We start from the raw sequence: 19,835 nt of genomic DNA on the forward strand, positions 1-19,835 counted from the left end.
GGAAGCGGTTGACGCGGGATCGCGTGATGAAGATCAGAAGAAAGAATCATTCCGGGTGGCAAGGATGCCTCAGCTATCTTCCGTTGATATCCTCCTCCCAGGCAAAACCATCGACAGGTTTTTCCTTTGCTGAATCCCCGATCAATTCAGGGGAGGATGCTATGCTTTCTCTATCCGTTATGCCCATTTATGCCCTCGGTAAACGCCCTGTAACTGGACTCACCTCAGTGATTTTGCGGAAAGTAAAACGATGAAACAAGCACTGGCAACCTTAACTCTGGGGATTGCGTCTCGTGGCGATCTTCATCCTTTGTTGCTGGAATATCTGCCGGAAGAGCAAATTGCGCATTTTGGTCTGCTGGATGGTCTTTCTGTTGCTGACATTGCACAACGTTACGGCCCGATAGCGGGAGAAAAAGTCGTGATGGCACACATTGAAGACGGGTCATATGTGGTGCTGTCGGCAGCCAGAGTGGAAAATGCCCTACAGGAATTGATAAAAAAACTGGAATATCAGGGTTTTGAAACGATCCTGATGTTATGTAGCGGTGAGTATAAAAACCTTGTCACGGAAAGCGCGGTTCTGATCGAACCTTACCGCATTTTGCCGCCGTTGGTTAATGCTATAACCAGTGGGCATCAGGTGGGGATCATGGTGGCGCGCGAGGAATATCTCGATGAGCAGGTATACAAATGGCGCGAGCTGGCCTCAAAGCCGCATTTTGCGGTGGCCAATCCCTGGAAGAGCAATGAGGATGACCTGATTGATGCGGCGCTGTGGTTACAGGAACAGGGCGCGGATGTCGTGGTGTTGGATTGTCTTGGTTATCATCAGCGACATCGGGATTTTTTACAAAAGCTGATGGGGATCCCAGTGTTGCTGTCTAACGTGCTGATTGCCAGGCTGGCGGCAGATTTGCTGGTATAAACGAAAGAATCTCGCTACCTTTACACGGCTCTTTTATCTTTGTTTATGCGGCTAAGGATATTTATATGCTCAACGTCAGTGAGTACTTCGACGGAAAAGTAAAATCAATTGGTTTTGACAGCGCCAGTAGTGGACGTGCCAGCGTGGGCGTGATGGCGGCGGGAGAATATACTTTTGGCACCGGTCAGCCGGAAGAAATGACTGTGGTCAGTGGTTCACTAAACGTGTTGCTGCCAGGCGAAACCGAGTGGAAACATTATGGGCCGGGTGAGATCTTCAACGTGCCGGGTCACAGCGAATTTCACTTGCAGGTGGCAGAGGCTTCCTCTTATCTGTGCCGTTACCTGAAAGACTGATGTGCAAGTGGGCCGTTTCCGGCCCGCTAACGCTTAACGTTGAGCTTCACCGCCGAGGGCTTCGACGGTATTGTTAATCAGGGCGCTAAGCTCGCTGGTCATCAGGATGAAGTCGGCATCAAAGCGCGCCGCGACGTCTTCCCGATCGATATCGTCATTCTGATCGCGCAGGGTATCGGCAAATTTCAGGCGTTTCAGTGAACCATCGTCAGCTAACACTAACTGCACGCGTTCCTGCCAGTCCAGCGCCAGCTTAGTGACCAGTTTCCCGGCTTCAATATGGTTGGCTATCTCATCGCAGACCAGTTCCTGCTTTTTACAGCGGATAACCCCGCCGTCTTCCAGCAGTGCTTTCAGTTCGGCTTCATCCATCAGTGCAAACCCGGCAGGCGTTGTGCCTGAACGGACCCATTCGGTCATGGTCAGTTCGATAGGGCTTTCCAGCGTCAGGGGAACCACTGGCAGTGATCCCAGGCTTTTACGCAGCAGCGCCAGAGTGTCTTCCGCTTTTTTGGCGCTGGCACAGTCAACCATGATCAGGTTGTTGACGGTATCAATCCACAGGAAAGTCTGGCTGAAGCGACTGAAAGCGCGCGGTAGCAGGCTGTGCAGTACTTCATCTTTCAGCGAATCTTTTTCGGTTTTTTTCAGCTTACGTTGTTGCTCTGCTTCCAGTTTGCCGATTTTAGCTTCCAGTGCCTGTTTGATCACCGGAGAAGGCAGGATTTTTTCTTCTTTACGGGCGCAGAGCAGGATCTGGCCATTATTCACGTGAGTCAGTGTGGTGCCGTGTGGCCCCATTGGCGATACCCAGCCAGTTTTAGCCATGTCCTGGCTGCCGCAAGGAGCGAAAGTGAATGCATCAAGTTGTTTTTCCATCTCGTCTGCCGCCAGTGGAATCTCACGATTCAGACGATATATCATCAAATTTTTAAACCACAGCATTATGCCTTCCCTCTCCGGGCGCTTGAGTCGCGCTAATTCAAAGTCAGCGCGCATGATAACGAATCGGCGGCAGGGTTTCATTGCCTTTCCGCCTGAGGCCTTCTAAGGTAACAAACGAAGGGGGAAATGCTGAGGAATAACAAGTGCGTATCGGTATCGATTGAGGTGGTACTAAAAGAGATCTGATGGTGCTCTCAACGGGAGATGGGCGGTGAATGCGAAACGCCCATTCATCAAGCCGGGCATGGCGATCCCCAGCGGCGTGAGAGGCACCGCTGGGTTATGGCCGAATAACTCGCTCAATCAATAGTTATGGTGTTGCGGTGCCACGTTTGAATCCGGCCTTGCAGCCACTCTTCAGCTGTTATTCACCCCAGAGCATGGCATCGCGCGGGGCGCTGTCTCGCTGGTTTTTGGTCATCAGGAAGTAGAAATATCCTACCAGCATAAAGGCCATGAACAGGCCGCCAATCACCGGATTAAACCACAGCATCGCAATCAGGCACACAAACGCCAGCACCAGTGCAATAGCAGGCACAATCGGGTAGCCCGGCGCGCGGAAAGTGCGTTCCAGTTCTGGTGCGATGCGGCGCAGGCGAAACAGACTCAGCATACTCATCAGATACATCACGATAGCCCCAAACACCGCCATGGTTATCATTGCCGCGGTCAGCGTCATCCCTTGCAGGTTAATCCAACTGTCGCTGAAGATAGCGGCAATGCCGATGATGCCGCCAGCAATGATCGCCCGGTGCGGGGTCTGAAAGCGGGACAGTTTAGCCAGTCCCGCAGGCAGGTAACCGGCGCGGGACAGGGCGAAGAACTGACGTGAATAGCCAAGAATAATGCCGTGGAAGCTGGCAATCAGACCGAACAAACCGATCCACACCAGCATATGCATCCAGTTGGAGTGTTCGCCGACGATCATTTTCATCGCCTGCGGCAGCGGATCGTTGATATTCGACAGCTTGCGCCAGTCACCAGCGCCACCCGCCATGAGCATGACGCCAATCGCCAGGATAACCAGCGTCAGAATGCCGGTGATATAGGCTTTGGGAATGGTACGTTTGGGATCCTTCGCTTCTTCAGCAGCCATAGCCGCACCTTCGATAGCCAGGAAGAACCAGATCGCAAATGGGATAGCCGCGAAAATACCGGATACAGCCGGCATGCCGAAGTGTTCACCACCGGACCAGCCGTGAGCGACAAAATTAGCAATACTAAAACCAGGCGCGACCACTCCCATAAACACCAATAGTTCCATCACCGCCAGCACGGTGACCACCAGTTCAAACATCGCCGCCAGTTTTACGCCGAGGATATTCAGGGTCATAAAGACAATGTAGGCACCTACCGCAGCGTATTTAGGGTTTAACTGCGGATACTGCACATTAAGATAGGCGCCAATCGCCATAGCGATAGCCGGTGGAGCAAAAACGAATTCAATCAGTGTCGCCATACCGGCAATCAGGCCGCCAGTCTCACCAAAGGCGCGACGGCTGTAGGCAAATGGGCCGCCAGCATGCGGGATAGCGGTGGTCAGCTCGGTAAAACTGAAAATAAAACAGGTATACATGGTGGCGATTAATGCGGTGGTCAGCAGGAATCCCAGCGTTCCTGCCACGCCCCAGCCGTAACTCCAGCCAAAGTATTCACCGGAAATTACCAGACCTACCGCAATGCCCCACAGATGTATTGCGCCCAGGGTGGGCTTTAGCTTGCTTGTCATACCGATATCCCCGTCATGAATATTATTGTCAGTCGATAATGCAGCCGGTGCCAGGGGGAAACTTGACGGCGGCGTAATGAATTTTGTGCTCTACGGTCAACTCCGACACAAGAAAAGTGCCAGATACACGCTAAAGTCAAAAGAGGGTCGTCTGTGGTCAAGCGGGCCATTGCCGGCGACGCCATGCTGGTAACACACGGCGGGGAATCAACAGCCAACCCATCTGGAGCCAGACTATGACAGCAAAACAATATGACGACCTGGATAACACTGTACTGCTGCAACTCGCTCAGCGCGCGCTTAGCCGCTATCCATTTGCCCGGCAGGGCAAGCTGAGCCTGCTTTGCCGCTCAGAAAACGCCACTTTCCTGCTGGAAGCGGGTGGCAAGCGTTATGCCCTGCGTCTGCATCGTGGTAATTATCATCAGCGCGCGGATATTGAAAGTGAATTGCACTGGCTGGATGCGTTGCGTGACACGGGGATCGTGGTACCGCAGGCAGTAGCCGATGTTGACGGGCAAACGGTGCAGAGCCTGCAACTGGATGATGGCAGTGTGCGCTATGCTGTGTTGTTCCACTGGATCGACGGAGATATGCCGACGACAGAGGTCGATCCTCGCGCTTTTCAGCAGTTGGGGCACATTACTGCTCGCCTGCATCAGCACAGTAAAAGCTGGCAAAAGCCGACAGGATTCCAGCGCATTATCTGGGATCATCACACCATGGTCAGCCCACAAAGCCACTGGGGCGACTGGCGTGATGCACCCAATCTGCGCTTGTCAGATCATCCGGTAGTGGAAGAAGCCATTGCCAGAGTGGGCAGCCAATTGCAGGCGTTTGGTAAAGATTCATCGCGTTATGGCTTGATCCATGCCGATCTGCGCCTGACCAACCTGTTATTGTGTCAAGGCGAAACGCGAGTGATCGACTTTGACGATTGCGGGATGGGGTGGTATTTGCACGATCTTGCGGCAGCGATCAGTTTTGTGGAGCACCATCCTCGTGCAGCCGACTGGGTTGAGAACTGGATTAAAGGTTATGAGCAGGTCGCGCATATCAGCGACGCAGAAATGGCTATGGTGCCCGCCTTGTTAATCCAGCGTCGCATTCAACTGCTTGCCTGGGTGGGATCCCATGCGCAGACGGAGATGGCTCTCAGTCTGGGGCCGCAGTGGGCCGACCATTCAGTCCGTCTGTGTCGTCGTTATCTGGAAACGCATGAACTGCCGGTTGGTGCCTGAGTTGGTATGATAATTGCTTCTGTCAGGGGATGTTTTCTGTAGCAGAGGCGATGATGATGGAAACGGGGTTGATCAAACAGCCTGAAATGGCAACGGCTCTGAACGCCAGCTACGCCAGTCATCGTGGCGTACTGGCCGCCGCAGCCAGCGGGCTTAGCGATTTTATCTGCGATAAAGGCGGTGATGTCGATCGAATTTTTGGCGTCAGCGGCATTGATCCAGAGCAACTGACCAGTCCGACACTGAGCCTGGGGCTGATTAACTATTGCCGGGTAATGGAAGAAGCGGCGCGGTATTCAGGTTTTGATAACTTCGGTTTGCACTACGGCAAGCAGTTTAAACCACAGTCATTAGGTCTGATAGGTTATGTCGGTCTCTGCTCCGCCACACTGGAGCAGGCGTTACATAATGTGGTGAATGCTTTTCCATGGCATCAGCACGATACATTGACCCGTTTAGTGGACAAAGGTGACTGCTGGCGGCTGGACTACCAGGTGCGTCATGGCGCCATCCTTTGCCGTCGTCAGGATGCTGAACTGACGCTGGGGATGTTTATGAACCTGATCCGTCATGTGGCGGGTAAAAACTGGGCCCCGCGCGAAGTCCATTTTGAACATCCTCGCCCTGCTCAGTGGCATGAACACTGCAAAGTTTTCGACGCGCCGGTTTACTTCGATCAACCCTTCAACTCACTGCTGATCCCGAAACGGGATCTGGCTCGCGCCATGCCAGACAGTGATCCGATGTTACTGATGGTGATGCAGGATGCGATGCGGCGTCTGAACAGTGCGGTACCACAGCAAAATATCGTTGATCAGGTACGAGCGCAGGTGCATTTGGTGTTACTGAAAGGCGAACCGGTACTGGAAGAGGTCGCGGATAAGATGGGGATGTCCAGTTGGTCGCTACAGCGGCGGCTGCGCGAAGAAAACCTGAGTTTCACTGCGCTGGTGGATAAGGTGCGTTGCGAGATGGCGACGTATTATCTGCAGCAAAAACAGCTCCCGATTTCTGAAATGGCGTTGTTGCTGGGCTATTCAGAGGTCAGCGCGTTTTCCCGGGCGTTCCGTCGCTGGTTTGGCATCAGTCCACGCCAGTGGCGACAGGATAAAATGGCCGGTTAGCGCGGTTTAAAATCGATAACCAGTTGGGGCGGCATTTGCTTCGGCGGTGGCGGTAAATTTTCTGCACTGCTGATGACGCTCCAGGTCTTCAGGCACAGTATTTCATCGCCGGTGGCACTGAGTACACTGTAACGGCCATTTTTCCATGTTATCGTCACCGTGCATTCACGGCCTTTATAATCTGCCGCAGGATAAAAATTGTGCTGGATGCCGAACTGCATTTTAGCCAGGTAGAGACAGTCATCCCGCGACACACCGTGTGGGTTACGGCATTGTGCTTCCGCCATCTGCTGCATTTCCTGCGGTGTCGGCGGTAACGGTTTATTCGGCGTGGCTCCTTTTTTCGGGCCCGACTGGCAGCCGCTCAGCAGTAAAATCCCCACCAGCCAACTTGCGGCGTTGCTTTTGGTTATGTTCTTTCCTGATACCATTTATCCCCCGATTGATGAAAGTCTGCTTATATTAAAGCAGGAATCTCGTTGTCGTTCTGTAAAGGTGTTAACGGGCTGACACGGATGCTTGACGAACCCTCGGTAAAAGAGGTTATGTATTTCTTCCACTTACTTGTTAGCAGGATGCATTAATTATGGAAAAGAACATTCTCATGTTGGTCGGCGATTATGTCGAGGATTATGAAGCCATGGTGCCTTTCCAGGCATTGCAAATGCTGGGTCATCGTATCGATGCGGTTTGCCCGGGTAAAGGAAAAGGCGATTATGTCCAGACCGCCATTCATGACTTTGATGGGGCGCAAACGTACAGTGAGAAACCTGGACACCGTTTCATCCTGAATGCCGATTTCGCTGAAGCCCGGGTGGAAAATTATGATGCGTTAGTGATCCCCGGTGGGCGGGCTCCGGAATATCTGCGACTGAATCCTGATGTCATTAAGCTGGTGCAAGATTTTAATCAGCAGAGTAAACCTATTGCTGCGGTATGTCATGGTCCGCAACTGCTGGCCGCTGCCGGTATTTTAAATAACCGGACCTGTAGTGCGTATCCGGCCTGTGCGCCAGAAATCCGCCTGAGTGGCGGAGATTACGCGGATATTGGCATCGATCAGGCCTGTGTTGATGGTAATCTGATCACTGCGCCAGCGTGGCCTGCGCATCCACAGTGGCTGGCGAAATTTGTTGAAGTCTTGATGAAATAACGCTCAGCAAAGCTTTCTGATGGGGCGATGATTCATCGTGGGTTATCCAGACGATCATTGTACGGTGATGAACCGTGCTTAACATCGGGCGGAGAGAAATAGCCCAGTTGCAGGACAAAAATGTCTGGCATTTTTGCCCGGTGCTCAGGTCGCCAGCGTCCCTGCGGTTTGCAGTATGGCTGGGGATAGACGTCAGTATGTTTGGGCTGGCGTGTCTGTGGGTTAGTCGACTCTGATGGATGAATTATCGCTCTTCAGGCGGTAGGCGTCTCCAGCTTGCTGTAACCCAATCCATTAATTTTCCTTACTTTTATCTGTACCGGTATGCGTTCTTTCATCGCTTCTACGTGGCTGATAACCCCGATGGTTTTGCCGCTGGCGTTCAGCGCGTCCAGAGCGTCCAGCGCACAGTCCAGCGTTTCAGCATCCAGTGTGCCAAAGCCTTCATCAAGAAACAGCGACTCAATACGGGTCTTGTGACTGACCAGATCGGATAAAGCCAGCGCCAGCGCCAGACTGACCAGAAAACTCTCGCCGCCGGAAAGGGTGCGGGTATCACGCAGGGCATCCGCCTGCCAGGTATCCACTACTTGCAGTTCCAGTGCCTCCTGGGCTTTGCGTTGTAACAGATAGCGTCCGTGTAGCCGGTTGAGCTGTTTATTCGCCAGCCAGACCAGATTTTCCAGCGTCAGCCCTTGGGCAAACTTGCGGAATTTGTCGCCTTCTTTTGAACCAATCAACTGGTTGAGATAACTCCAGTCTTCTACTTGTTTCTCATGGTCAGCTATCTGCGCCAGCAGACTTTGTTGTTGTGTGCGACGGGCTGCATCGCTGGCCAGTTGCTGGCGGGCCTCGCCCTGTTGTCGGGCATTTTCCTGTCGTTCCAGCGCCAGCGCGGCGACGGTTTCATTCAGTGTTTCCGGGGTTTCAGGAAAATCGTCCGGTTGCTGTCGCTGATGTGCGGCGAGATTTTTCTGTGCCTGTTCCAGCAATACAGCGGTTTGCTGGCGGCGCTGGTCATGCTGTTTTTGCAGGGCTTTCAGGTGGCTGAATTGCGCTTCATCCAGCAGAGCGGCGCTGAAATGGGCTTCATCAGTAAAATCGCTGGCTGCCAGCGCGGCGGCGAAGGCCGTCTGGGTTTCGCTCAGTCGTTGGGTCAGCGTGGCTGATTGCTCAGAAAGTGAGTTATGCTGTCCAGTCAGGGTATTTAACTGGTTTTGCTGTTGCTGCCATTGGTGCTGCAGCGTCTGGACTCGCTCAGCGTGGTGTTGCGACTGCGCACGTAGTTGTTGCTGGACTTCTGTCGTGAGTTGATCGCCGAACAGTTTTTGTCGCTGTATCCGCAGTTCACGGAGCGTATCCTGTTCAGTTTTCAGGCGTTGTTCTAGCGCAGCCAGCCGTTGCTGCTCGTTGGCTATCTCCTCGTTCAGTATCTGCTGTTGCGTGGCTAATGTGGTCAGTTGCGGCACCAGGTCAGTGAGCGCCTGCTCCGTTTTAAGCCATTGTTGCCATTCATTTTGACGAGCGGCAAGCCACACTTCATGTTCTCCCTGCGCCGGTAACGACAGGGCGAACGCTTGCAGCGACGCCTGCAACGCGTCACGTTGTTGCGTCACGGTCTGTTGCTGCTGTTGCAACTGTTGTTCATGCTCGCTGATGGTCTGGCGGAGAGTAAGCAGTTGCTGACTTGTCAACTGTTGCTGTTGCTGGAGTGAAGCCCATTCGTTCTGACACTGATTGAGGATATCTCTTTGCTGTTGCAGGGTTCGGGCGCTGTGTTGCAGCTCAGCTAACTGGGCCTGTAGCACCGTTTCCTGGTTATCTTGTGTGCTCAACCATTCCGCCACCTGGGCCGGGTCATCCGGTGTGAAGCTCAGCGCCAGTTCTGTTACCACTTCCTGCCATTGATTGCGTAGCTTGCTGGTTTCACGTTCGCCGTCGAGCAGCTCCTGTTGCAGTTTTTCTGCCTGGGCCAGCAGATTTTTAATCTGTTCGCTTTTGGCGATGCCCTGATCTTTCAGTTTTTCGACTTCAGCCCTGAGTTGCAACAGGCGCTGCTGGTTTTCAGACGGCTTCAATGCCTGATATTCATTGATGGCGGGATGCAGCCGGGAACCGCACAACGGGCAAGGCTGGTCCGCTTCCAGATGGGCGCGATGTTGTTCGAGGTCGACAATGCGCTGTTCCAGCTCACAACGTTTTTCCAGGTCCTGCTGGTGCTGATACTTCTCCTTCCAGCCATTACGCAGCAGGAGCAATTGTTGCTCTGCTTCCTCCCGTTGTTGTTGGAGGACTTGCTGGCTGGCCAGAGTCCGCTGCTGGCGTTGCGTCAGTGGCTGCCATTGCGACGAGAGTAATGCCAGTGTTTGCCGCAACGGGCGTTGCTGGTTGAGCCGGGTCAGTGTGGTCTGTAGCGTATTTTCAGGGTGCTGGTGTTGCAAGGCCAGATGATTTTTTTCTGCCGTTGCGTACTGTTGCTGTGCATCGTTCAGCAACTGTTGCTGCGGCCTGGCCTGCTGTTCCAACTGGTTAAGCTGTTGTTGGCGTTGTTCGAGGCTTTTATGCTGTTCCGCCAGACGTTGTTGTTGTGCGTTTAGCGCCACTTCACTCTGGTGCTGTTGTTCAAAGCGGGCGCGCCACAATGGCAGTGATTCGCCCCAGTGGGCAAAGTGTGGATGCGCTTGCTGCCATTGCTGATTCTGCTGGTGTTGCGCCCGTTTTTCCGTTTGCACTTGCTGATTTTGCTGCAAGGCAGCCTGGCGGCGCTGGCGTGAATGTTGGTACTCACTGATCTCTTTTGTCAGTTGCGCGTTTTGCTGTTCCAGCGAGGCGATACGGTTATCCAGCGGCAGGACACTGTCGTTGATCAGCGTTTCCTGCTGTTGGCGCAATGCTTCATGCTGTAACCGCTGTGCGTCACTCGCTTTCAGTTGCCGGGTTGCTTCTTCCAACTGTTGCTGAGTCTGTTGTAATTGCTGGCTCAGGCGCTGATGCTGTTGTTGTAGTTGCTGCAAATCCTGCTGCTGCTGATTACGCTGCTGCCAACGTGGTCGCAGCTTTTCAGCCGGCTCGGCCTGCACCAGCCGTTGCAACTGAGAGCTGTCCTGTTGCCAGGCGGCTTCAGCCTGTTGATGCTCTGCTTTCGCGCGGCTAACCGCCTGTTTCGCCGCCTGAAATTGCTGATACCATTGCAGTTGAAATTGTTGCCGTTGATATTGCGAGGTCAGTGCCCGCTCCTCAGCTATCTTTTGTTCCAGCAGGCGGGTGAGGCACTGTACCTGCTCATCCTCCAGCAATGCCATGCCATTTGCCTGGGCTTTTAGTGTCTCCAGCGCCTGGCGGACGTTTTTATGCCGTTCGAAGACACTGGCCGACAGTCGGCCATAAATTTCCGTGCCGGTCAGTTCTTCCAGCAGCTCGGCGCGACTATTGGCATCGGCATTGAGGAAGGCGGCAAACTGCCCTTGTGACAACATCATCGACTTGGTAAAGCGGGCGAAATCCAGCCCGGTCAGCGCGATCAGCATGTCCAGTTTGTCTTTAACCTTGTCGGCAACGATCTTATTATCCGCGCAGCGTGCCAGTTCAACACGTGGTGCCTGCAGGTTGCCGTCCGCCATACCGCGCGCCCGGTTCTGGCTCCAGAAGGCGCGCCAGGCCACGCCTTTCACTTCAAACTCCACTTCAGCCAGGCATTCTGACGTATCGCGGGTCATCAGGTCATTCTGTGATTGCGACAGTTTTCCCAGCCGTGAGGTTTCGTGGTATAGCGCAAGGCAGATTGCATCCAGCAAGGTGGTTTTACCGGCACCGGTTGGGCCGGTGATGGCGAACAGACCATTGCTGGCAAACGGCTCAGCGGTGAAATCAATTTTCCATTCCCCTTTCAGCGAGTTGAGGTTTTTAAACCGTAGCGTCAGGATCTTCATGGTTGAACCTCATCGTCAATCTCTGCCAGTGTCTGGTTGAACAACTGCGTGGCACGGGCCAGTCGCTGCGGATCTTCCTCTTTTTCCAGCGCCAGACGGCGGGTAAAGACCTCCCCGACACTCAGTTCGCTGAGCGTTTCATTATTCTGCCGGTCAATGGCCTGCTCGCGCTGTTCCCGACTGCGGCGCAGTAGCAGCACTTCTACCGGCAAGGTCAGCGTCATTTCCTGAATTTGGCGTTGCAGGTCATTCAACCAGGCCTGGGTGACAATCTCGATATCCAGCCAGACGGTTTTGCCCTCTTCAGGGGGGGCGATCGCGGCCAGTTGTTTTTCGATTTCCGCCAGTGAGCCTTTGATCATCTGCATCGGCTGGAACCGTGGAATGTACAAGGGGGTTACGCTGCTCAGTTCGCCATTGGCGAAATCCACCAGAAAGACGCTTTTATCTTTCCCCAGCTCATCAAAACTGAGCGGAATGGGCGAGCCGCTGTAGCGGATATGCCCGGTATTGGCGATGCGTTGCGCGCGGTGGATATGTCCCAGTGCGATGTAGTCCGCAGGCGGAAAGAACTGGGCAGGGAAGGCATCCAGCGTACCGATGTAAATATCCCGCACAGCATCACTTTTTGTCACACCCATGGTGGTCAGATGCCCGGTGGCAATGATCGGTAGCGCCAGTTTCAGCGCTTCTCGTTGAGCCTGCGCTGCCTGCCAGCATTGCTGGTAATAGTGGGTTATCGCCTCCAGCAGGGTTTGCTGTTTGTCGTGGCCCGACTGACCGGCCTGACTGGTGGTGATATCGCGCGGGCGCAGGTAGGGGATAGCGCAGAGCAGTGCACCGGGCTGACCGTCACGACGATTGAGCAACAATACCTGCTGGCGAGGATCGCCACTGGCGGCGGCAATCACCCGGGTATTCAAACAGGCCAGCAGCTCACGCGATTCGTTCAGCGTAGCCACTGAATCGTGGTTACCGCCGAGGATCACTAACTGGCAGCCGGTCTGTTGCAACCTGACCACAAAGCGATTGTACAGCTCGCGGGCATAGCTTGGCGGCGATCCGCTATCGAAAATATCACCAGCCACAATGATGGCGTCAACCTGATGTTCTTCCACCTGCGTCAGCAGCCAGTCAAGAAAAGCCTGATGCTCGGCTGCCCGGCTTTTAGTGTAGAAAAACTGGCCCAGATGCCAGTCAGCGGTATGAATTACGCGCATGGGATCCCTTCGGTGCGGAAATCTAATCCGACGATTATAAACAGCATCGATGAAAACCCCAGCGAGAAAGGCCATCACTCTTTCATAAAAGTGTTATAAATCGAGAAGCTTTCCCAGACTTTTTCATAAATATGTCATAAAACTGACGCATAATGACGCCGCAAATCCAGTGACATTCCGTCACCGTAGCAGGAGCAATAATGGCTAAGCGCATTCTGGTGGTCGAAGATGAAGCCCCAATCCGTGAGATGTTATGTTTCGTTCTGGAGCAAAATGACTATCAGCCGATTGAAGCCGAAGATTATGACAGTGCTGTCAATTTGCTGATTGAACCCTGGCCTGATTTGATACTGTTGGACTGGATGCTGCCCGGAGGATCAGGCATTCAGTTTATAAAACACCTGAAACGTGAAGCGATGACCCGCGATATTCCGGTAATGATGTTAACCGCGCGGGGTGAAGAAGAAGATCGTGTGCGTGGGCTGGAAGTAGGGGCTGATGACTACATCAGCAAACCGTTCTCTCCGAAAGAGCTGCTGGCGCGGATTAAAGCGGTAATACGCCGTATTTCGCCAATGGCGGTTGAAGAGGTTATCGAAATACAGGGGCTGAGCCTCGATCCCTCTTCGCATCGAGTGATGTCTGAAAATCAGCCGCTGGAAATGGGGCCGACGGAATATAAACTGCTGCACTTTTTTATGACGCATCCGGAACGTGTTTACAGCCGCGAGCAGTTGCTTAATCATGTATGGGGCACTAACGTGTATGTCGAAGATCGTACTGTTGACGTACATATCCGTCGTTTGCGTAAAGCGCTGGAAACGACAGGGTACCATCGTATGGTGCAGACGGTTCGCGGAACAGGTTACCGCTTCTCTGCACGCTACTGACCGTTCGCACAGGAGCATTAACCGTGTTGGAACGCCTCTCCTGGAAGCTATTGTTGTTTGAACTGGCGCTTGCCTGCCTGCCCGCGTTAATTTTAGGGCTTCTGACAGGTTACCTGCCCTGGCTGCTGTTGTGTTCGGTACTGGCGGTGTTGGTCTGGCATTTTGTCAATTTATTGCGTTTATCTCGCTGGTTGTGGATTGACCGTAGCATTACTCCCCCTGCCGGGCGTGGCAGTTGGGAACCCCTCTTTTATGGTCTTTATCAGATGCAGGCGAGAAATCGTCGGCGTCGCCGTGAACTGGGGAGCCTGATTAAACGCTTTCGCAGTGGTGCGGAATCACTGCCGGATGCGGTGGTGCTGACCACCGAGGAAGGGATCATTTTCTGGTGTAATGGCCTGGCGCAACAGCTGTTGGGGCTGCGTTGGCCGGAAGACAATGGTCAGAACATCCTGAATCTACTGCGCTATCCTGAGTTTACCCGTTATCTTCGCCAGCGTGATTTCAGCGGCCCCCTGACCCTGGTGCTGAATAACCACCGTCATCTGGAATTCCGGGTGATGCCTTATTCCGAAGGGCAGTGGCTGCTGGTGGCGCGTGATGTGACACAAATGCACCAGTTGGAAGGCGCCCGCCGTAACTTTTTTGCCAACGTCAGCCACGAACTGCGCACCCCATTAACGGTGCTGCAAGGTTATCTGGAAATGATGGAAGAGGCAGAAATGCAAGGTGCACAGCGCGACAAAGCGCTGCATACCATGCAGGAGCAGATCCGCCGGATGGATGGACTGGTACAGCAGCTACTCACGTTGTCGCGTATTGAAGCTGCATCCACACTGGATCTACAGGAGACGGTTGATGTGCCGATGATGCTGCAGCTGTTACAGCGTGAGGCGGAAACACTGAGTCAGGGCCGTCATGAGATTCAGTTTAACACCGATCCAAACTTGCGGGTGTATGGCAATGATGAGCAACTGCGCAGTGCCATTTCGAACCTGGTCTATAACGCAATTAATCATACGCCAGCGGGAACGCGCATTGAGATCAGTTGGCTGAAAACGCCGCAGGGGGCGCTGTTCAGGGTAAGGGATAATGGCCCCGGTATTGCGGCAGAGCATATTCCGCGTCTGACGGAACGTTTTTATCGCGTGGACAAAGCCCGTTCGCGGCAGACCGGTGGGAGCGGGTTGGGGCTGGCTATCGTTAAGCATGCGTTGAGTCATCATAATGCGCGACTGGATATTACCAGCCAGCCAGGCACAGAGACCTGTTTTAGCTTCTTATTACCGTCCAGGTTGGTCGTCAACGCTGGATAGCCACAGAGTGCCGTTCGTTGACTGAAACGGGGAAGTGGGTGAAAACGTTATTTCTCACGGTGGTGTTGTTATTTCGTACCTCAGGATAATCCTGTTCCAGGATTGAACGCGCCGCAACTGAATGCGATTTTCTCTCAACCTCGCCGTTGCGGCAGAATATTGGCCGCTGTCAGATCAGCCAGTCAAGTTGTCGTGACAACTGATGGGTGAGTAAAACTTGAATTTTTTTCATGTATGATGAAATTTCCTCGTTTGCCGCTGAAAGTTTCTCATGACATTCTGCATATCAGCCATATAGACATCCAGAAGTCTAAGGGTAACTCAGCGAAACTATTTCACAGGTAAATTATGCGCAATGCGCGCAGTCCAGGAGTGACCAGACATGCAAAGAGATTCAGCCCAGTATCGTGCCGAAGTGGTCGGCAGCTTCCTTCGTCCGGCCGTCATCAAACAGGCTCGTGAACAGTTTCAGGCCGGTGAAATCGACGCGGCTGCGTTGCGTCGTATTGAAGACGAAGCGATCCGTGATGTGGTCGCACATCAGCGTTCCTGTGGTCTGAAAGTGGTCACCGACGGTGAGTTTCGCCGTGCCTGGTGGCACTTCGATTTCTTTGAGGGGCTGGAGGGCGTGGAGCGCTATGAAGCTGATCAGGGTATTCAGTTCAACGGCGTGCAGACCAAAGCACATGCTGTCCGGATTATCGGTAAGCTCGGTTTTGGCAACCATCCGATGCTGGAAGATTTCCGTTATCTGCAAAGTATTAGTGGCGATGCGATAGCTAAAATGACCATTCCAAGCCCGAGTGTGTTGCACTTCCGTGGTGGACGTAAGGCCATTGATGCCACGGTCTATCCTGATATGAACACCTATTTTGACGATTTGGCGCTGACCTATCGTAAGGCGATCAAAGCCTTCTACGATGCAGGTTGTCGTTATCTGCAACTGGACGATACCGTATGGGCCTATCTGTGTTCTGAAGATCAGAAAAGGCAAATTCGCGAGCGTGGTGAAGATCCAGAAGAGCTGGCGCGCACTTATGCACAGGTGCTAAATAAAGCCATTGAAGGTAAGCCAGACGATCTGACGATTGGTCTGCATGTTTGCCGTGGGAATTTCCGCTCAACCTGGATTTCCGAAGGTGGTTATGAGCCGGTGGCCGAAATTCTGTTTGGCACCGTCAATATTGATGCCTTCTTCCTGGAATACGATAATGAACGTTCTGGCGGCTTCGAGCCGTTACGCTTTATTAAACCAGGCAAACAGCAAGTCGTACTGGGCCTGATCACCACTAAAACGGGTGAGCTGGAAAACCCGGAAACGGTGAAAAAACGCATCGCGGAAGCGGCGAAATTTGTCAGCCTCGATCAGATTTGCCTCAGCCCACAGTGTGGTTTCGCCTCGACGGAAGAGGGGAATAACCTGACTGAAGCGCAGCAGTGGGCGAAGTTGCGTCTGGTGGTTGATATTGCTAACGACGTCTGGTAAGCCGGTGTCGGATGGTGTAAAAGGCGCGAGAAATCGCGCCTTTGGTCTATTTTGAGACTGTTTTTGGTAGAAAATAACCCTACAGCGAGTAAAAAGAGACCTATCATGTAGGGATCTCAGTCAACAACATGGAGTGATGAACTGGAATTTTTATTTTTTGCGCTATATCACTCTGCTTTATCGATCTCGTATTGCCTTTCTTCGCTATAAACGGTTTACTTAGCGCCGTTTTTTACGTTATCCCCCTGTAAAAAAGATCATAATCAGCGCAAATTCGCCATGAAATGATATCGATTCAGGACATTTTCCTGTATCGATATGGAAACAGGGTGTTTTTAGAGCCATCAGGGAGATAAAGCTGATATCACGGTTGTATTAACACCAGTAACGGGTCACTCCTCTGCTTATGACTAATCGTTTAACTTCCAAAGACATCCTCGCGTTGGGCTTTATGACGTTCGCCCTGTTCGTGGGGGCTGGCAACATTATTTTCCCACCAATGGTGGGTATTCAGTCTGGTGAACATGTCTGGGTAGCTGCACTTGGCTTCCTGCTCACCGCTGTTGGTCTGCCGGTCACGACAGTTATTGCGCTGGCGCGCGTTGGCGGCGGCATTGATGCCCTCAGCTCACCGATTGGTAAAGCGGCAGGGCTGGTCCTCGCGGTGGTTTGCTATCTGGCCGTGGGGCCGCTGTTTGCGACGCCACGTACGGCGACGGTTTCCTTCGAAGTGGGGATTGCCCCACTGACCGGTGAGGGCGAGAGACCACTGCTTATCTACAGCCTGGTGTACTTCATGCTGGTTATCGCTATTTCACTGTATCCGGGCAAGTTACTGGATACCGTAGGCCATGTTCTGGCGCCGTTGAAAATTGTCGCGCTGGCGGCGTTAGGTATCGCGGCAATGCTCTGGCCTGCAGGCAGCATGGCACCGGCAACCGAAGCATATCAACATGCTGCTTTCTCCAGTGGTTTCGTGAACGGCTATCTGACCATGGATACCCTGGGGGCACTGGTGTTTGGTATTGTGATTGTCAATGCCGCCCGCTCGCGGGGGGTCAGTGAGGCCTCGTTGTTAACCCGTTACACCATTATTGCAGGCCTGATAGCCGGTCTTGGCCTGACCCTGGTGTATCTGGCGCTGTTCAAACTGGGATCCGGCAGCGCGACCATAGTTGCTCAGAATGCCAATGGCGCGGCGATCCTGCATGCCTACGTACAACAGACGTTTGGTGGTATGGGGAGTTTCTTCCTCGCAGCGTTGATCTTCGTTGCCTGTATGGTGACCGCGGTGGGCCTGACCTGCGCCTGTGCAGAGTTTTTTGCGCAATATCTGCCGCTGAGCTATCGCCAGTTAGTGTTTATCCTCGGGCTGTTCTCGATGCTGGTATCTAATCTGGGACTGAGTCAACTGATTCACTTCTCGATCCCGGTGCTGACGGCGATTTATCCTCCGTGTATTGTGCTGGTTTTGCTGAGTTTTACCCTGAACTGGTGGAAGAAAAGCTGTCGTATCATCGCGCCAACCATGGTGGTCAGCCTGTTGTTCGGTATCGTTGATGCGATTAAAACGACTGAATTGAAAGAGGCGCTGCCTGCCTTTGTCGCTCATTTGCCGCTGGCTGAGCAGGGACTGGCCTGGCTGCCACCGTCGCTGGCGATGCTGGTGTTGAGCGTCATTTATGACCGAATGCAGGGTCGCCAACAAGTTAGCGCCATCAGCAGTAAATAAAGTGATGCCTGCTGTTACCAGCAGGCGCAGTAAAGAGAATAAAGACAGGAAGAAAATGACCCAAAATACGCTCAAAAAGGGACTGAGTACCCGTCATATTCGTTTCATGGCGCTAGGGTCGGCTATTGGTACCGGTCTGTTCTATGGCTCGGCAGATGCAATGAAAATGGCCGGACCGAGCGTGATCCTCGCCTATATGATTGGCGGGGCTATCGCTTATATTATTATGCGCGCGCTGGGCGAAATGTCGGTGAATAACCCGCAGGCCAGTTCTTTCTCACGCTATGCCCAGGACTATCTCGGCCCGCTGGCCGGATATATCACTGGCTGGACTTATTGCTTTGAAATTTTGATTGTCGCTATTGCTGATGTCACCGCATTTGGCATCTATATGGGGGTTTGGTTCCCGGATGTGCCGCACTGGATATGGGTGCTCAGTGTGGTGTTAATCATTGGCGCTATCAACATGGCAACGGTCAAGGTGTTTGGCGAAGTGGAGTTCTGGTTGTCGCTGTTTAAAGTTGCCACCATTATCATCATGATCGTCGCCGGTTTGGGCATTATCTTCTGGGGTATAGGCAATGGAGGGCAACCGACCGGCATCAGCAACCTGTGGACTCATGGCGGTTTCTTTGCCCATGGTATTATTGGTATGGTGCTGTCATTGCAGATTGTGATGTTTGCTTATGGCGGTATTGAAATTATCGGTATTACCGCCGGTGAAGCGAAAAATCCGGAGACCTCAATTCCTCGGGCGATTAACACCGTGCCGTTACGTATCCTGGTGTTTTATGTCGGGACGCTGTTCGTCATTATGTCGATTTATCCATGGAACCAGATTGGTACTCACGGTAGTCCGTTTGTTTTGACTTTCCAGCATATGGGGATTGCCGCTGCGGCAGCAATCCTCAATTTTGTGGTGATCACCGCTTCACTGTCGGCGATTAACAGCGATGTGTTTGGTGTTGGTCGTATGCTGCACGGTATGGCTGAGCAGGGGCATGCTCCCGCGGTTTTCTCCCGGGTTTCGCGCCGTGGCATTCCGTGGGTTACTACGGTAGTGATGATGATCGCGATGCTGATAGCCGTTTATCTGAATTACCTGATGCCGGAGAAAGTGTTCCTGGTGATAGCCTCACTGGCGACGTTTGCCACTGTCTGGGTGTGGATTATGATCCTGTTCGCTCAGATTGGCTTTCGTCGCACCTTGACGAAAGAACAGGCGAAGGCGTTGACGTTTGCTATGCCTGGCGGCACCTTTACCGCTCTGGTCGGTATTCTGTTCCTGTGCTTTATTATCGGCTTGATTGGCTACTTCCCGGATACCCGCATATCGCTGTATGTTGGTGTCGGCTGGTTGCTGGTGCTGGTTGCCAGTTGGGCATGGGTGCGTAAGCAAGTGAGAGTTCAATAACCGGTGTCCTGCGGGGCAATGCCTAACCGGGTTAACACATCCCGATGTGAACAACATTAAAAAGGGCCGGTTCTCCGGCCCTGTTCAGTTTTACGTGCCACTGGCATTGCCAGAGAAAATGACATCTCCGGCGAATATTGCGGTCAGAAACGGTAACCTACACCGATGTTGAAGCCATTGAGGGAACGCCTTTTTTCATTATCATCAAAACTCGACCCTTCATAGCCTACATCAACAGCCCAGTTTTCTGTTGGGTTAATCTGTACACCTGCGCCATACATAAACGATGTTTTTTTGCCGTTGTAATAGAGATTCCCTGGGGCGGCCCCGAGAAACACCAGACAGTAGATGTATCTTAAAATAAAAGATAGG

The 19,835-nt window shown here is 52.9% G+C and carries 16 protein-coding genes; 10 read left to right on the forward strand and 6 right to left on the reverse strand.

Annotation, left to right across the window (positions count from 1 at the left end; genetic code table 11):
• Window positions 1-250 precede the first annotated feature (250 nt).
• Window positions 251-928: an AroM family protein gene (locus EH228_RS18765; RefSeq protein WP_152323131.1), complete on the forward strand. Its 678-nt coding sequence runs from the start codon at window positions 251-253 to the stop codon at window positions 926-928.
• A gap of 65 nt (window positions 929-993) precedes the next feature.
• Window positions 994-1,284: a pyrimidine/purine nucleoside phosphorylase gene (gene ppnP, locus EH228_RS18770; protein ID WP_152323132.1), complete on the forward strand. Its 291-nt coding sequence runs from the start codon at window positions 994-996 to the stop codon at window positions 1,282-1,284.
• Window positions 1,285-1,317: 33 nt separating this feature from the next.
• Here the strand turns inward: ppnP and rdgC are convergent, their stop codons facing one another.
• Complete coding sequence (gene rdgC, locus EH228_RS18775; RefSeq protein ID WP_152323133.1) at window positions 1,318-2,229, reverse strand: recombination-associated protein RdgC; 912 nt, start codon at window positions 2,227-2,229, stop codon at window positions 1,318-1,320.
• 364 nt (window positions 2,230-2,593) lie between these two features.
• A complete protein-coding gene (eat, locus tag EH228_RS18780; protein WP_152323134.1) occupies window positions 2,594-3,958 on the reverse strand; it encodes an ethanolamine permease in 1,365 nt (454 codons plus the stop codon).
• A 236-nt stretch (window positions 3,959-4,194) separates the two neighbouring features.
• Here eat and EH228_RS18785 point away from each other — a divergent pair, with 236 nt between their 5' ends.
• The gene (locus EH228_RS18785) at window positions 4,195-5,199 is read left to right on the forward strand and encodes a phosphotransferase enzyme family protein (RefSeq protein WP_152323135.1); all 1,005 of its coding nucleotides are present in this window, start codon (window positions 4,195-4,197) and stop codon (window positions 5,197-5,199) included.
• Between the two features lie 56 nt (window positions 5,200-5,255).
• Window positions 5,256-6,323, forward strand: coding sequence for an AraC-like transcriptional regulator QhpR (qhpR, locus tag EH228_RS18790; RefSeq protein ID WP_420841480.1), 1,068 nt, complete (start codon window positions 5,256-5,258; stop codon window positions 6,321-6,323).
• On the opposite strand, the gene EH228_RS20605 is transcribed toward qhpR, so the two are convergent.
• Window positions 6,320-6,754 (reverse strand): cell envelope integrity TolA C-terminal domain-containing protein, encoded by a 435-nt coding sequence (locus tag EH228_RS20605; protein ID WP_152323136.1) that lies wholly within the window; start codon window positions 6,752-6,754, stop codon window positions 6,320-6,322. The genes qhpR and EH228_RS20605 overlap by 4 nt on opposite strands.
• Before the next feature lie 155 nt (window positions 6,755-6,909).
• Between EH228_RS20605 and EH228_RS18800 the strand changes: the two genes are divergently transcribed.
• Window positions 6,910-7,476 (forward strand): DJ-1/PfpI family protein, encoded by a 567-nt coding sequence (locus EH228_RS18800; RefSeq protein ID WP_152323137.1) that lies wholly within the window; start codon window positions 6,910-6,912, stop codon window positions 7,474-7,476.
• 254 nt (window positions 7,477-7,730) lie between these two features.
• On the opposite strand, the gene EH228_RS18805 is transcribed toward EH228_RS18800, so the two are convergent.
• Window positions 7,731-11,405: an SbcC/MukB-like Walker B domain-containing protein gene (locus EH228_RS18805; RefSeq protein WP_152323138.1), complete on the reverse strand. Its 3,675-nt coding sequence runs from the start codon at window positions 11,403-11,405 to the stop codon at window positions 7,731-7,733.
• Window positions 11,402-12,625 carry an exonuclease subunit SbcD gene (sbcD, locus tag EH228_RS18810; RefSeq protein WP_152323139.1) on the reverse strand — a complete coding sequence of 408 codons (1,224 nt, stop codon included), beginning with the start codon at window positions 12,623-12,625 and terminating at the stop codon, window positions 11,402-11,404. The genes EH228_RS18805 and sbcD overlap by 4 nt, the downstream gene beginning before the upstream one ends.
• A 200-nt stretch (window positions 12,626-12,825) precedes the next feature.
• Between sbcD and phoB the strand changes: the two genes are divergently transcribed.
• From phoB to proY, 5 genes are all read left to right on the forward strand, one after another.
• On the forward strand, window positions 12,826-13,515 hold the full coding sequence (gene phoB, locus EH228_RS18815; RefSeq protein WP_152323140.1) for a phosphate response regulator transcription factor PhoB: 690 nt from the start codon (window positions 12,826-12,828) through the stop codon (window positions 13,513-13,515).
• A gap of 23 nt (window positions 13,516-13,538) precedes the next feature.
• Complete coding sequence (gene phoR / locus EH228_RS18820) at window positions 13,539-14,831, forward strand: phosphate regulon sensor histidine kinase PhoR (RefSeq protein ID WP_152323141.1); 1,293 nt, start codon at window positions 13,539-13,541, stop codon at window positions 14,829-14,831.
• Between the two features lie 382 nt (window positions 14,832-15,213).
• The gene (locus tag EH228_RS18825; protein ID WP_152323142.1) at window positions 15,214-16,317 is read left to right on the forward strand and encodes a cobalamin-independent methionine synthase II family protein; all 1,104 of its coding nucleotides are present in this window, start codon (window positions 15,214-15,216) and stop codon (window positions 16,315-16,317) included.
• Window positions 16,318-16,723: 406 nt separating this feature from the next.
• Window positions 16,724-18,049, forward strand: coding sequence for a branched-chain amino acid transport system II carrier protein (gene brnQ / locus EH228_RS18830; RefSeq protein WP_152323143.1), 1,326 nt, complete (start codon window positions 16,724-16,726; stop codon window positions 18,047-18,049).
• A 55-nt stretch (window positions 18,050-18,104) separates the two neighbouring features.
• Complete coding sequence (gene proY, locus EH228_RS18835) at window positions 18,105-19,463, forward strand: proline-specific permease ProY (RefSeq protein ID WP_152323144.1); 1,359 nt, start codon at window positions 18,105-18,107, stop codon at window positions 19,461-19,463.
• A 143-nt stretch (window positions 19,464-19,606) separates the two neighbouring features.
• Here the strand turns inward: proY and EH228_RS18840 are convergent.
• Window positions 19,607-19,835: Ail/Lom family outer membrane beta-barrel protein (locus EH228_RS18840; RefSeq protein ID WP_152323145.1), on the reverse strand; the 229-nt coding region annotated here is incomplete at its 5' end.

It is taken from the genome of Erwinia endophytica, from assembly GCF_009295515.1.
Classification (GTDB): domain Bacteria; phylum Pseudomonadota; class Gammaproteobacteria; order Enterobacterales; family Enterobacteriaceae; genus Erwinia; species Erwinia endophytica.

Coding starts and splice junctions, on each gene's coding strand:
- EH228_RS18765 (WP_152323131.1), top strand. CDS start 251: ATGAAACAAGCACTGGCAACCTTAACTCTGGGGATTGCGTCTCGTGGC.
- ppnP (WP_152323132.1), top strand. CDS start 994: ATGCTCAACGTCAGTGAGTACTTCGACGGAAAAGTAAAATCAATTGGT.
- rdgC (WP_152323133.1), bottom strand. CDS start 2,229: ATGCTGTGGTTTAAAAATTTGATGATATATCGTCTGAATCGTGAGATT.
- eat (WP_152323134.1), bottom strand. CDS start 3,958: ATGACAAGCAAGCTAAAGCCCACCCTGGGCGCAATACATCTGTGGGGC.
- EH228_RS18785 (WP_152323135.1), top strand. CDS start 4,195: ATGACAGCAAAACAATATGACGACCTGGATAACACTGTACTGCTGCAA.
- qhpR (WP_420841480.1), top strand. CDS start 5,256: ATGGAAACGGGGTTGATCAAACAGCCTGAAATGGCAACGGCTCTGAAC.
- EH228_RS20605 (WP_152323136.1), bottom strand. CDS start 6,754: ATGGTATCAGGAAAGAACATAACCAAAAGCAACGCCGCAAGTTGGCTG.
- EH228_RS18800 (WP_152323137.1), top strand. CDS start 6,910: ATGGAAAAGAACATTCTCATGTTGGTCGGCGATTATGTCGAGGATTAT.
- EH228_RS18805 (WP_152323138.1), bottom strand. CDS start 11,405: ATGAAGATCCTGACGCTACGGTTTAAAAACCTCAACTCGCTGAAAGGG.
- sbcD (WP_152323139.1), bottom strand. CDS start 12,625: ATGCGCGTAATTCATACCGCTGACTGGCATCTGGGCCAGTTTTTCTAC.
- phoB (WP_152323140.1), top strand. CDS start 12,826: ATGGCTAAGCGCATTCTGGTGGTCGAAGATGAAGCCCCAATCCGTGAG.
- EH228_RS18825 (WP_152323142.1), top strand. CDS start 15,214: ATGCAAAGAGATTCAGCCCAGTATCGTGCCGAAGTGGTCGGCAGCTTC.
- brnQ (WP_152323143.1), top strand. CDS start 16,724: ATGACTAATCGTTTAACTTCCAAAGACATCCTCGCGTTGGGCTTTATG.
- proY (WP_152323144.1), top strand. CDS start 18,105: ATGACCCAAAATACGCTCAAAAAGGGACTGAGTACCCGTCATATTCGT.